The 13,483-nt window shown below is 45.2% G+C and carries 14 protein-coding genes and 5 pseudogenes; 2 read left to right on the top strand and 17 right to left on the bottom strand.

All coding sequences use genetic code 11. From position 1 onward, the window contains the following. Window positions 1-9: 9 nt before the first annotated feature. The 4 genes and pseudogenes from EEL30_15960 to EEL30_15945 form a co-directional block, all read right to left on the bottom strand. Window positions 10-294 (bottom strand): annotated as a pseudogene (locus EEL30_15960) (portal protein). Further along, window positions 278-490 (bottom strand): hypothetical protein, encoded by a 213-nt coding sequence (locus EEL30_15955; protein ID QDX93657.1) that lies wholly within the window; start codon window positions 488-490, stop codon window positions 278-280. The pseudogene EEL30_15960 and the gene EEL30_15955 overlap by 17 nt, the downstream one beginning before the upstream one ends. Window positions 491-1,484: 994 nt before the next feature. Continuing rightward, window positions 1,485-1,706 carry a hypothetical protein gene (locus EEL30_15950; protein QDX93656.1) on the bottom strand — a complete coding sequence of 74 codons (222 nt, stop codon included), beginning with the start codon at window positions 1,704-1,706 and terminating at the stop codon, window positions 1,485-1,487. Between the two features lie 532 nt (window positions 1,707-2,238). Continuing rightward, window positions 2,239-3,106 (bottom strand): annotated as a pseudogene (locus tag EEL30_15945) (hypothetical protein). A gap of 246 nt (window positions 3,107-3,352) precedes the next feature. Here EEL30_15945 and EEL30_15940 point away from each other — a divergent pair. Beyond that, complete coding sequence (locus EEL30_15940; GenBank protein QDX93655.1) at window positions 3,353-3,772, top strand: hypothetical protein; 420 nt, start codon at window positions 3,353-3,355, stop codon at window positions 3,770-3,772. Window positions 3,773-3,810: 38 nt separating this feature from the next. On the opposite strand, the pseudogene EEL30_15935 reads toward EEL30_15940, so the two are convergent. Continuing rightward, window positions 3,811-3,999, bottom strand: a pseudogene (locus EEL30_15935) (hypothetical protein). 1,850 nt (window positions 4,000-5,849) lie between these two features. Continuing rightward, window positions 5,850-5,927: pseudogene (locus EEL30_15930) on the bottom strand (stage 0 sporulation protein A). A gap of 117 nt (window positions 5,928-6,044) precedes the next feature. Here EEL30_15930 and EEL30_15925 point away from each other — a divergent pair. Beyond that, entirely contained in the window at window positions 6,045-7,067 is a 1,023-nt protein-coding gene (locus tag EEL30_15925) for an integrase (GenBank protein ID QDX95788.1), read from the top strand. A gap of 68 nt (window positions 7,068-7,135) precedes the next feature. Here the strand turns inward: EEL30_15925 and EEL30_15920 are convergent, their stop codons facing one another. From EEL30_15920 to EEL30_15870, 11 genes and pseudogenes are all read right to left on the bottom strand, one after another. Continuing rightward, window positions 7,136-7,486: a YolD-like family protein gene (locus EEL30_15920; protein QDX93654.1), complete on the bottom strand. Its 351-nt coding sequence runs from the start codon at window positions 7,484-7,486 to the stop codon at window positions 7,136-7,138. Next, window positions 7,464-7,756 (bottom strand): annotated as a pseudogene (locus EEL30_15915) (hypothetical protein). Before EEL30_15915 ends, EEL30_15920 begins: the two are co-directional and overlap by 23 nt. Before the next feature lie 237 nt (window positions 7,757-7,993). Next, window positions 7,994-8,239 (bottom strand): hypothetical protein, encoded by a 246-nt coding sequence (locus EEL30_15910; protein ID QDX93653.1) that lies wholly within the window; start codon window positions 8,237-8,239, stop codon window positions 7,994-7,996. 1 nt (window position 8,240) lies between these two features. After that, complete coding sequence (locus tag EEL30_15905) at window positions 8,241-8,999, bottom strand: mannosyl-glycoendo-beta-N-acetylglucosaminidase (protein QDX93652.1); 759 nt, start codon at window positions 8,997-8,999, stop codon at window positions 8,241-8,243. A gap of 10 nt (window positions 9,000-9,009) precedes the next feature. Further along, window positions 9,010-9,273, bottom strand: a complete 264-nt coding sequence (locus EEL30_15900) for a holin (protein QDX93651.1) — start codon at window positions 9,271-9,273, stop codon at window positions 9,010-9,012. A gap of 12 nt (window positions 9,274-9,285) precedes the next feature. Then, window positions 9,286-9,564, bottom strand: a complete 279-nt coding sequence (locus EEL30_15895) for a hypothetical protein (protein QDX93650.1) — start codon at window positions 9,562-9,564, stop codon at window positions 9,286-9,288. A gap of 11 nt (window positions 9,565-9,575) precedes the next feature. Then, complete coding sequence (locus EEL30_15890) at window positions 9,576-10,487, bottom strand: hypothetical protein (protein ID QDX93649.1); 912 nt, start codon at window positions 10,485-10,487, stop codon at window positions 9,576-9,578. A 9-nt stretch (window positions 10,488-10,496) separates the two neighbouring features. Then, window positions 10,497-11,396: a hypothetical protein gene (locus tag EEL30_15885; protein ID QDX93648.1), complete on the bottom strand. Its 900-nt coding sequence runs from the start codon at window positions 11,394-11,396 to the stop codon at window positions 10,497-10,499. Further along, window positions 11,397-11,777 (bottom strand): hypothetical protein, encoded by a 381-nt coding sequence (locus EEL30_15880; protein ID QDX93647.1) that lies wholly within the window; start codon window positions 11,775-11,777, stop codon window positions 11,397-11,399. Beyond that, a complete protein-coding gene (locus EEL30_15875; GenBank protein QDX93646.1) occupies window positions 11,770-12,426 on the bottom strand; it encodes a DUF2313 domain-containing protein in 657 nt (218 codons plus the stop codon). Before EEL30_15875 ends, EEL30_15880 begins: the two co-directional genes overlap by 8 nt. Next, the gene (locus EEL30_15870) at window positions 12,426-13,481 is read right to left on the bottom strand and encodes a baseplate J/gp47 family protein (protein QDX93645.1); all 1,056 of its coding nucleotides are present in this window, start codon (window positions 13,479-13,481) and stop codon (window positions 12,426-12,428) included. Before EEL30_15870 ends, EEL30_15875 begins: the two co-directional genes overlap by 1 nt. Between the last annotated feature and the right edge of the window lie 2 nt (window positions 13,482-13,483).

Genomic DNA, 13,483 nt, shown 5'->3' with positions numbered 1-13,483 from the left:
AGACTCGATGGAAGCGTCTGGCTTACCTGATTCATACGAAGGTGGTTCACCGAACATCAAGTCGGCTGGCTTTGTCAGTAGTACGTCCATCAAGCTAACCGCGATATAAAGCTTCGACAATTAGGGGGCGTTCGGCGTATCCTTTAGGATTTCGGTTGCACGTTCGAGTACTTCCGCCTGCTTGCCGTCGAAAATCTTACGGCCAAGGTAGTATTTGGCTAGCCGTTCGATGTCGCGAGTTGGTGGAAATTGTGGGCCTGATTCGAAATGGCCCCGTCTACTCGTCCATTTCAGCGACCATCCGTTTCAACTCGTCAATGTCCGGCACCTCTCCGGTATTCTTCGTCTTAACCTCAACCTTATCCGTAAGTAATCCGACTTGCTGATACAGTAGTTTAGCCGCCGCCGTGTTCCCTTCCGTGATTGCCGCATCTGCATTTGGGTGAAGCACCCCGTCGATCCGTTTAGTCAGGACAGGGCATACCGTCATTTACTATAAAAGGCGTGTTACTTCCAAAATAGGGGTGGAAACATGATGAGAAAAAATAGCAAGACAATTATTCAACAAGTACAGTATGACGGACATCCGAACTCATACGATGATCCTTATTTCCTATCAGACCCATACTCTCCACGTCGTCCTACCCGGCGTGATATTTGTATAAGAGAATGGCGAAGATGCTCAAGTTTCTGTCGCTTCAGAATAGGTTACGATAATGTCCGATGCAACAGAAGGTGCCATGATAATTTTCGAGATTGTTTAAAATTTCATAGCAGAAGATGACTTATACCCTTCTTTAATTTGTCTTTACTAAATTTAAAAACAGGGCGGTCGCCGAATAAGCCCCGGCCTGTTACCTTTTATATCTCCACTCACGGTACTTGTCCGCAATAAATTCCAACGACGCTCCAATTAGGAGTAATGGTACGTGGTACCAACCTAGTTCACTAAATGGATTGAAAGCGATCATCTCCTATTCCAATCTATCTTTCACTTCTTCTAATATGCTTTCAAGTACCTACGCGATCAAATGTACTTACTATACCTAGGTCTCGTCTAACTCTTCCTCATGTCTCTATCTTTTATATAAGAGTGACTGATTGAGGCGGTATCTTTTTAAGTCTTATTAGTAAGTCTAAGTACATAAGTCTTATTTACCAGTAAAATTTACCGTAACACTTTCCGAGCGTCTTCTCTACCGCATCTTCGCCATGTTATCGGCTGCCCGCCTTCTTTCCGAATCACGTCTTGGCAATCCTCTAGCGCTCGTAGCCCGAAAGGTCGGATTGCCAGCGCCAACCACGTCAAGTGTACACCCCGACATGAATCCGGCTCCCACGAGACTAAGCGTAGTAGCAACTCCGTACTACTCTGGTCCGCGTACATCGTGGTAAAAGTGGCTGCTTACCAGCCGATTCCACCGTCATTAAAACGTTGTTTTGTCCAATCAGATTCTGTCATATAGCGCACCCCTTCGGTGATATTAATAACCGGGATCGTCGACATAACCCGGATCGCCCGTATTGCAATTACGTTGCACTGCCCATTCTGGTTCGGTCATACTCTGTAGCCTCCTTCGATTAATAGCCGGCATCGTCGAGCCAATTAATAATACCTTGAGGATCGCATGCCAATTCATATCGTAGATCATATCGCGGTTCCTCCCTTGTTCAATGTCCGGGGTCTGCGTCCCAACCGGGGTCAAAAATCCAATCTGGTTCCGTCATAAGTAACACCCTCCTTCGATTAATAACCCGGGTCTGCATCCCATTCTGGATTAGTCATGTCGCGTAACCTCCTAATATTAATAGCCGGGGTCTACGTACCAATCAGGAGCCGTTTTCCAACGTGGGCCTGAGTCCCAATTTGGGTCTGTACCGTGTCTATTAGTTTTCATCATATCCACCTCCTCGCCTACGAAATCCTTCCATATATACAAAAAGCCGCCGGTGTATCCGACGACTACTTGCGATTTTTCACGGCGGCGATCGAGATAACCAGTGCTACTACCGCGATTACCAATGTAATAGTTTAAAAAACAGTAAAAGACATTGTATAATAGATAAAATATATAAACATGATAAACGAGAACGACGCTACTACAATGCTTACAATATAGAGCACTTTTCGTAACCTTTTGAATTTACCCTTCAAAAGAAAAGGTAGAATTGCTAGATTAAGAAATATATACAAAGGTAAAAGGAATAAAACCCAATTGTATTTTGTCATTTCACTCACTACTTTTCATAAATAATATCAAATGCACGTGCTGCTTTTCTCTCAATTATAACCACATCTGCAGCGTTAACAGCTGCTGCCATACCAAAACCAGCAGATCCGAGAAAAGCGATAATTCTATCAGCGCCCCAACCTGATTTAATGCCTTTTACACTTGCCATAAATGCCGAGGCTGAAACGGTTGAGTTTGCAATAAGCGTACCCTCAGCTTTAATTAAATCTAGAACTTTATCCTCATAATCAAACAAGTCGCTTTTGTTACTTGATGTTTGTTTTACATAGGTTCCTACTTTACCATTCCCGACATCCCAGTACTTATTGCTCCCACTCTTATCGACTACATAATAATAACCATAGTATGGTTCATGTGCTTTCCTGTCTATATCTTTCTTTGCAAATGCCGCCATTTTAGACTGTTTTTGTTTTTCTTTCTCTACTTGTTCGTCAGAATCTGCTATAGAGACCTGCGTTATGGTGCCATCTTCATCGAACTCTACATATTGGAACCGCGAACGATTGTGCAACAATGAAACGGTACGGCTGCCACTCGCCTCCTTTATTTCTGCACTAAGATACGGTAATAAACGCCTACCTATCGTGCTTATTACGTTGACAGTTACGGCATTGCCCGCCATTTTGTAGAGTTGCGAGTCGCTCTGATACCTATGGACTTTAACGCGTGATAATAAGTGTCTGGGAAGCCCTGTAAACGGAAGCATTCGAGGGGCGTTAGCTTACGTATTCGGTAACCCGGGTATGAGCCGAGAGCTACGCCGTACCGATCCTGTGCCGTTAGTGTGAACGCCGGCGCCCGTTCTGCCCCTTCTCTCCGCGATCAGGCGTAAGAACAGGGCGGGCTTCCTCCATTACATGCGTGCGACGTCCCTTCCCTACTTCTCCCGGCGACGTGCCTTTAGCGTAATTAGCATCCAAACAATAACTGATACTGGTTCCGTCCGTTGGGTTCACGGTGCCCACCGCCCATTGTCGTGAGCGTTGGCGAAACCCCTTCCGCCGAGTAGACTCGGCGATCACCTCTAATTATTTAAAAATATATAAAAATTTTGAATTAATGTAAAAAGTATGGTAATCTTCACTTGTAAAAGTATAATTATGGAAGGGTTGGATATTTTGAAGAAATCATTACTCTCTACTATTGCCGTTTTAACTCTTTGTGTAGTAGCATCACCTTCAGTATTTGCCGCAGAAGCTAGCCCATCAACAGTTCAGTTAGAAAGTAAGGTACAAGCAGATCAAGCTCAGGTAACAGAGTTGGTTGTTGAGCTTGGTGAGCGCAAGGTTTATTATGGAGACCGCACTGATATCTACATACAAGCACATTTCTCAGATGGGACAACGAAATGGGTTTCAAATGACGTAACTATAGGCAAGAGTGGTGGTGCTTATTATGACAAACAACCGGGCTCAAAATATGCATGGATAGAACCATACAGATCAGGCGAGGGTTATTTTGAGTTTAAATACGGAGGAATTACAAAAGAATTCTGGTTCGATATTTATCCAAAAAAATAGTAACTAGTCAGCAGTCCGCCAGAAGGCGGGCTTTTTAATTACCACCACTCCGTAAGCTCTTCATTACTCTGTGAGTTATCCGCATATACTCGTTTCTCGTCACGTAACACTCTCGCCAGCACCGGCGCCCTCATGTACGTATACATAAACGTAAAGGTCAACGTTGGGTACTGTCGCGTTGGCTTGTACTCACGGAAGCATCCATCAATAAACCGCTTGGTCACTTCCGCCCACATCTGATTGAATTGTCGTACATAAATCGGAAGAGTATAACAGTCGGCATACGCTAGTCGACGCTCGAGCCAAGCGATTAGGCTTTCATGGGCGCGTTTTCAGTACGGGTAAGGCGGTTCACTTTCGTAATGGCAAACACATCTGTCCATTATCATCCCGCTACATTCCCCCTTAATTTAGATACTCGACGATTCCCATCCCAAGCACTCCGCCACTTTCGCGTCAATTATTTGTCGGTCGGTTATTTCACGTTCTCCTTCTCTTCAAATGTGATACAATCATTCTGATGTGTTCACATGATGAAAACAAAAATGAGACTAATTATCCTATTGATCTGAGGGTTAATTATATTTTCCGATGGCATTTATGGAGTTTTCGCCTTTTAACGGAACCAGTATCATCCTTCCATATCGTGATTGCTTTGTACGGCTTAGTTGGAGTAGTAGGAATATTTGTGGGTATTAAACGTAAGAAGATATTTTCTGATTAACTATCATAATATTTTGTCAAAAGGTTATTTCCCCCTAGGAAACGGCCTCTTTTTTTCCAAAATCCCCTCCGTCTGACCTTCCTTTTTTGTCCCAACTCCACCCGTTATAATTCGGCGTAAAGGAGCGTGGCCCTATTGAACATTTCGTTTTCTTACGTTGTGCCTTACGAAGACGTTTCGCTGATTCTTTCCGCACTCAATCTCTCTATGTTCCATTGAGTTTAGGTATTGTACATTTCTGGAACTTTTCCAGTTATCGGACGTAATAAATATCGTAAGCAAAAATAATAGTTTAGGTGAGGTAGGGATATATATGACCGCATTGATAACTGTGTTAGCGAGCATTGGCCTCTTTGTTTTTTCTTGCTATTTCCTTACTAAATGGGAGAGAGTTGTGTTCCCAGGAAATCAAGAAAAGGATACCCAGAAAGGCAATGATTGTAAAAAAGAATGAATTTAACATATTGAGCAGCGTGTTAAATCGCCATCTGTAGCTTACCTGATTCAAAGTACAGAAGGATCATCCACGCTAACGCTTTTACCACTATTAGACTCACTGAGTTTCCGATATGCCTGTAATTCGTTGTAGTGGTGCAGTTCCAATTTCCGGTCGAAAATACGTTGGATTCGAAAGCACAGCGCGGATCGTCGCCCTCCCACGTCTTGCCGCGTTCAATACATAACGGACATGTGTCATCGTACTACATCCGTTTTCGTTTTATTTACGTGACCAAGCGTTAAGTAATCGCAAATTTGTGGCGGGTGTGAGACGGCGCCATGTCCCTGCGAGTATGCACATTGTTCCCCTTTCTTCTTCGAATAACCTTTGGCACGTGTCCCTATGTAATTGTATATATTGGGTCGCGTTGCAAGTTTTCTATTTTACTATTTCTTATCTAATAGTGGCCGCCATCCTCCTAATTTTAATGATAAAATCCGATCCTTAAATGCTAATTACCTTCGACTGGCCCAAACGTTGGGTTTCCGTGCTCTCCTACGTTCATATAATTCACCTCCCTCCCAATAAAAGGAAAACCTTTCCAAGAAATTGCGAACTTATGAAAAAAAACGCCAGCCCCGAAGGACTAGCGTAATTTTACACGTGAGTTTATCCGTGAAGGTACTCTACTATTTTTCTGACTTATCTTCCAGTTAAAGTTGATTCACAATAAATATTCGGGTACACTTTGGATCAATCGATCTTTCCGACTACCTACGTAAAAATACGGAGGTGAAAAGACCAACTTTATCGCAATGACGATAAAAAATTTATTGGAATCTCGACCGAACCACAAGCTAAACTTACGAGAATTTTCCGGGTAGATTTACGCAAGAATGGCGCCAATACTGAGATTATGACGCCTTATGCTCAAGCCTCAGCTTATCCGCAACCATTGCGATGAACTCACTATTCGTTGGTTTTGCCTTCGTCTAAAAAGCCCGTCAAATCAGGCGTGAACAGGTGCGTAAGTTTTGCACTCCAATAAACTATGCGTTTGCTTTATCGGAACGTGTCGACAAAATTTATTGGAAAGGTTTGATCCGTTTATGGCCGCTAAATTTAACTTTTTGTCCCGTACTGAACCTATGAAAGAACTTAATTTTGGTAAGCTGATTGATGAATTTCTCGCAGTTAAAAAGATGGAACGCCGCTCACCTAAAACTATTGAGATATACTCACAGTGCCTAGCGCAGTTTAGGAAATGGGCAGAGAAACGGGAATACACAAAATTCACCCCTGACATTATACGCGAATATATAGCCTACTTAACATGCGAAAAGGAAAAATGGGACGACCATCCTATGAGCCCAACCGGAAAGAAAGGGCTATCCGCTCGAACTGTGAATAATAATATACGTAATCTTCGAGTATTCTTCAACCATTTAGTCAATGAGAGAGTTATCTCAACTTCACCTATGAACAACATTAAGTATCAAACACAGGAAAAGGAAACTTTTGAAATCTTCAAAGACGAGGACGTATTAAAATTACTTGAAGCACCAAATAAACGTATATACACGGGCTTGAGAGACTACGTTATGATATTGGTCCTTTGTGATACTGGATGCCGTATCGGTGAGTTAACAAACTTAAAAATATCCGACGTGGATATCAGATTAAGACAAATCACAATTCGAGCCGAAACATCTAAAACGAAAACAGCAAGGACTATCCCTATCTCATCAATTACAGTAAAAGAGATCGAGAAACTAATTAATTACATGAATGTGCAACCAGATGATTATCTTTGGCTCACTCAATTTGGCGAAAGATACTTCGCTGATACATTTTCAAAGATGCTAAAGAAATACGCTAAGAAAGTTGGGATAAAGGGCGTAAGGGTGTCGCCCCATACGTTTCGTCATTTCTTTGCGGTTAAGTTCCTTCGACAACACGGCGAGCCCATCGCACTTATGCGCATACTAGGACACACGTCCCTTACTATGACGGAACAATATGTTCGATACGCTAAGAAGGACCTCTCAGAGTACCATGAAGTAGCCAGCCCAGTAACTTCCTTATTAGACAAGGGAACTCAGAGAAAACGTGGTAGTGTGATGCTCAAGTAGTAATCTTTCCCCTAAAAAATAAAGAGACCCGATGGCGGATTGACTCTGCTGTCGGGTCTTCTCCTATTCTAATCGGTAACGGACGCAATATTCCCGAAATCCAACCACGTCCATTCACCGTTTTCCTCCTCGATTCTAACCTGTTTCATAACGGTATCGAACGCCTTAGCAACGCCCTTCACCGTTTGAAACTCGCCCCCATTTTCGGACACTCTACGCCAGTATGTAACGGTTAACTCGAATGAATAACGTTTACTATCCGTCAATTTATAATTGATCGCCATGATCTCGTCGTGATCGAGGTCTGGCTTCGGCAACAACGATAATTCCCTTCGGTGTTTAAGGTACCATTCGCGATGCTCCGGCAGTACCAGACGCATGGAGCCGAATAGGTCGTTAAGCTTTGTTCGTTTTTCCATAGTAGAACTCGTCCTCCGTCCATAGCCAATCTATCAAGTCTAGGTTAGGTGATACAACGATGTCAACGATTTGATCGACGCGGATTATGATCGAGTTCCAGTCCGTCAATAGCTTGATTTGTTCGTAATCCTTAGTCGCGATCCAGAGTTCCTGTTTGATCGGACCATATAACCAGTAATGGTCTTGGTGTTGAGTATTGATTCTTGTATGATATACTGCGCATCATCTGGTTGAATACGCGAGATAGGGGTTACCTTCTCGACAAACAAGTCTAGCATAGAGACCGCCGCCTTCTGTTTTATATAGAACGTTTGTTCTTATTATACGCGAACGGTATGAGAACATGCAATCAAGAAATTAATGGGAAAATATTGTTATAAAACAAAAAAAAATAACGCCCACCTACCAGCCGTTAGGCCAATAAATGGGCAGTTATTCTTTCTATTGTATTAGTGAGAGCTATACGTGGTCTCACCTTGAAGGTCTGCTGCAACGTGAACTAGAGTCTATTTCGATTTTCCTTCATTACTATCCGGTTTCACATACGAATATGCACCCGCCGCCGTCAACCCGACCACGACCGTAGTCAATAGATTCGCCTTCAACGCGCCATCCGGTAGAAACACGAATAGGCCCGAAATCGCCATCGCAGCCAACGGAGCATACTTCGTCGGTATTCCGAATCCCTTCGCTATTCCCGTCAATGCCGCCACGATTGCGGCCAATGTCGCGATATCATACGTAAATTCCATGTTACGCCCCCTCCTTACCCGATACTCGATCCGCCAGTACGAAGACGAGCCACGGCATATCCTCGATTACTTTCTGCGGTTCTTTCCGTAAACGTTCCTTCCACTCGGCCGCATCCGATAACATCGACTTTGCCGCGAGACTATCGATCGACTTATCCGCTAGTTGTAATTGCCATTCTTTCAACGCCAATTCTACCGCCTCCTCTATTTTCTTTACGGGTACAGCCGGAGCGACCGGCTTATCAAACCGCGTTAACTGATTCCCGTTTACAATCGACATAATCAACGAAACGTAATTCGGATCGGTTGCGTAACCCGCGCCCTTAACCGCTTCTGCAAACTCCCGCGGCGTCTTCGCTTTCCATACGCCCGCATTGACGTAGCGCGGATTCTTTAATAATGCGAAATGGTCGTCGATGGCCTCGCCGTAATTGTTGTACGCACGGAACCGCGCCTTTACTTGCACCTTCGTCTTGGCGCCGGACGCGTCGAGTACCTTTACCAGATCACCGCTGGCCCTCGCCTTTGCTACGTCGGTGGCCGAATAATACTCCGTGGTCAAGATCGTAACGCTACCGGCTGGTCCCGTTCCTTTGATATTGCCGAGATTATACGATTCGCGTCCCGTTACCAAATCGCGGGGCGTACGTAGGTCCCATCCGACTTCGAGAATGAGTTGCGCAATGACGCCGGACGCGCACGGATAGCGCCCGACTACATGCGGTGAAATCAACGAGATTAACCGTTCCTGCTTCGTCATGTTACCGACCTCATTTCGTAAGAAAATAAAAAAGGATGGAACCGATAAAACTCGTTCCCATCCCGATGATCACGCCCCAACTTCGGCGTGAGTCCGCTTTGATTTCCGCAATGTCACGGGCGTTTTCTTGGGCCAACGCAAGTGCATCCCGTGCCTTTTCGCTCACTTGATCGAGCTTTTCACGGTCACGTGATAAGTGGTCGACCTTTTCTTCTACCCGGACCATGCGCTCGCGGACGTCTTGTAAAATAGATACGGTATCGTGTTCTCCCATGCGCGCCCTCCCTTAATTCTCCGATTCCTCAACTGGAGGGATTTCCCATTCAACGTTATCTGTCTCCGCATTCACCCGATAAGCGTACCCTTGTGCAAAATATTCGGAGTACTGTCCGTATTCAAGACGTACGCAGCCGACCGTTTCGGGGGCGCGTCCGATTAATACGGAGTAGGATTCGAGTCCTTGCTCTACCGTTTCTTCAAAAACAGAACCGACACTCTCGCCCGTATCTAGCAAGACAGTGCCGGTTCCCTTGTCGTAGTATATTTTACGTGGAATTTGTTTCATGTTATACCTCCTTATTCAAACGCATGCCAAGTAGCCTCTAAGATTTCTGTCGCGTTCTGTGAGCTAGTTACAACAACAACAAAGCCTTTTTGCGTTATCTCAGAGGGGTTCGTGTAGGTATTAACCTTGACGGACCCCCCGCTCTCATATCCAGTCGTTACGAAAGTACCATTACTGTAAATAACCGGTAGTTCATACTCTGCTACAGTCCCCTGAATGTTGGACCACCGAAGTCTTAGCCTTATCCGGACGGTAACCAAACTTGGAGTAAATTCTAGGTTTGAAACTTCGATTCGAAAAAAGTACGTACTGCCGTTGGGGCCCAACGATTCACTAGGCCGCTGTCTCCCCGTTGCCCACTTTTTACCCACATCTAACGTACCTACTACATTAAAGATCGACTTTCCCTTTGCGATATTACTCGGAGTCAAGTTAGAGTCGCCAGCTACCGTGATGTTCCCGCTATAATAGCCCGCCTGTCTGGTGATTGCGCTGGTACCCGGCGTTATTGTCTCTCCCGAACCTCTATTCACAATATTACCCGTTACCTTAACACCTTTAACGTATGCTGTTTTTCCGGATAGGATATCGGATGCAGTGGCAGTCGCGTCAGAGGTATTTGTACCCGATGGTATTTGCGTTATTTTAGCCGCTAGTTGTGGACCTGTATCGGTAGGCGACGCAAGTACTCCTTTACCAGTGATTGCACTAGCGACCTTTTGTTTAACATCACTGGCACCAGACTTTAAACCTTCTAACGCATCTTTCACCGTTCTTTCCGTGAATGATCCGCTCTCTAGGGCAATGTCTTGTGCTTTGAGTTCGTCGATTCTTTTGAAATTGTCGTTGAATTCTTGACGACTAAACATATCTTGACCAGACCATACATGTAAACTTAAATTAGAAGTCCTTTGTGAGCTCATCTGTACCTCCTACTCGGTAATCGCTAACCAAGCCATTAATGCCTCGTGGTCAGCGCTTCTATTTGCGTAGCTATAGACTTTTTTGCCGTTGAATACATAGGCGACATCTTGATACGAAACAGCGTCATAATACTTAGATATGAAATTAGGGCCTTGTAGAATCGATCCGTTGCCCAACTGTGTTACCGGCAAGTTCTCTCCTCCAAGTACGACTAATTCACCATTCAACCCAACTGCCGCGCCATTTGTCCGACCAATAATCAAGCTCGTTTGATAAGTTACACGATTTTGTTCTGTGTCGAATTTCCAAATCCAACTAGATAGATAGTTGCTGTTCGTTGCATCCTTGCGTCCACCACATATATAGATATTTCTCCCAATCGCACAAGTTGCTGACTCTCCTAGCGCGGTATCCATCAAGTCGCCAGTGGGATTCCACGTACTGGTTAAGAAATCGTAAACTAGAAAAGATTTCCCGTACCACAAGGAGCGACCCTCCGAAGAAATTACGTACAACTTATCGCCCACGACTTCACAGGCGACCGCATCTATTACATAAGGATTTTGTCCTTGTTCCCATTTGTCTGATTTTATGTCGTATACATGGAACGCCCCTTTGTAACCATCCATTGTTCCTCCGACCCAATAAATACTATCTTTATAAAGAACGATGTCGAAGCGAACCTCCGCGTCCACCGGAAAATAAGACTTCGGCGGCGGCGGCGGGGCCCCGTTCCTCCACGTTTTCGTAGTCACGTCAAATATCTGAACACGCGTCCGACTCACGCAGTAAACCAACGAGCCGTGGCACACGGATCTTACGTAATCCTCTTCTATTGGAAAGGACGATTCTTCACGCCACCGGTACGGAATAAAGTTCTGTGCAAGCGAGTATCCTACCGCGTCCACCTAGATCACCGCCTTTGAGACAGAAGAAAGTGCCCCATTAGTACCGTAGTTCAACGTCTGAGTAACCGTACTTTTCCCCGCCATCTGACGAACCGTACTCGCTTTTCCTGCCGTTGTGTAATCGATTGTTGTCGTCTTGACTACGGTAGCCCCGTCCTTTTCCTCTACTTTCGTTAGTCTTCCGTTCACATACGTTAAATGCATGGTCCGCGTATCTACCTTTAGCTCAATCGCAGTAATTGGGTTAACTGCTTGATTATTTTCGCCCACCGTTAACATCTGCTGGTCGATCTTATCAAAGTTTTCGTTTAGCACAGCGATGTCCGCTACTTCATTGGGCAGAGGCTTTTTTAGCTTCAAACGCGGCGTTAGATTAGGCATTCCACATTCCTCCTTTTACGTCAGTCCACGGATATGAAGCGAGATTGCCCCACGTGGTTTTTCCTACGTCTTGCCACATCGAGTATTCGTTCGTAAATTCAACGCCGATGTGTGCGGGGATGATTTCGAGTACAGCACGTTTTGCATCATCGTAATTCGCAGGTATCCCAACGTTACTTACAAACTTAATGGTGACCGCATAATGTTCGTTATCCTCTATGACCTCGACTTCGCCGTTCGTAAACGACTCCACCACGTTCTTCAACATCTCTTTCGTAACTGTCCCAGTCCCGCGTAATCTTGCTCGGATGGCGGAACGACGGTCTTCGTTTGGGACTAAAACAACGGAGGCCTCTGAAAGCCCGTCCCATGTATACTGGTCTAACGCGTTAAAGACAGGCCTGTTCGCGGTGACGATATCCCACGTTAAGTCCGCATACTTTTTATTCGGTAAATCAAATATCGCTTCCCATCGATCGAGACCCCACGTTGCCGTGTTTATAACGAGTTGATCTGTCGCGTCGTCTACGGCATGACTGAATCTATCTAGTTCAGCAGCTTCCTGCTCGAGAAGATTACCGACTACCGTAGACTCGGTATAGTACGGCGGCAACGAATCTAGCATACTTCGCTTTCTATCTCGATCCATCACGATAACGTCACCGTCCCCGGAACTCCAACCGAGCTATCCGGTATGACTACGTTAGAGGTACCTCCGTTCACCTTCAATCCCGCATAGTCAATGACACCTTCAGCGTCCAAGAGTATGTTTGCTATTCTCGAATACCGAATGATGCTTTCCTTAAATGCGATTGTTTTTAGATATTCGGTTAACGCTCTGGATACCGCTGGCTTGATAGTTGATAAAGAAGCCCCGGCCTGTAGTGTCAACTTAGACTCAACGTTAATCGGTAATTCGGTCGCACCCACTACAGTGACCGTTGCCCCGATAGGTCGTACCTTTTCGATATGTGCCGCTACCTCTGCAACTTTGGAGTCGACCGGCGACCGCTTGTTACCGTCTATTAATGCGACCTTGACCGTCCCATTCCCGTTCCATAAAGGATATACTTTCGCGTCTCCGATACCTGCGATCTCTTTCGCCCATTGCCGATAATGATGAATGTTACCGCTAGTAACTGGTCTACGAAGCCGATCGTAGCATCGTTCGCGCAGCTCTTCGTCTGGTTCTTCGTCAACTCCGCCCCGAAACGCAACCTCGTTCGTCACGTCCGTAATTCCCGTGAGGTCGCCTTGTGTCAACTTTATCGCTCCGATTTCGACGTTGCCCAAACTTCCGCCGTCTCTTGCTTCAGCCGCCAACGTAAGCTTTCCGTTCGTAATAACACCCGATTCGATCACAACAAAAAAGACGGGTAGCGTCCCGTCTGTTGATACTTGCGTACCGGCTTGAATAAACGTGCCATCATGACCTTGAAACGTTACTTGTCCGGTTGCTTTGATAACAGGCTTTCGATCAATACCGAATCCGGCACAAACTTCCGTCAAGTAATCGTCATATGACGTATCTAGCATAGCCTTATCTATTACTGCGTCTAATTCAAGATAAGCGCCTTCAATCTCCATTGCCGCGGGAGCCGACAGATCGTACGTCACTGCCCCTTGTCTTTTATCTATATCCGGTCGCGAATTATCAAGCATTCGTTGGAGGATCACGTCTCGGGTTTGGTTCTCGTAGGACAATT

It is taken from the genome of Brevibacillus laterosporus (assembly GCA_007833815.1).
Taxonomy (GTDB): domain Bacteria; phylum Bacillota; class Bacilli; order Brevibacillales; family Brevibacillaceae; genus Brevibacillus_B; species Brevibacillus_B laterosporus_D.
This window is presented reverse-complemented; position numbering and strand designations above follow the sequence as displayed.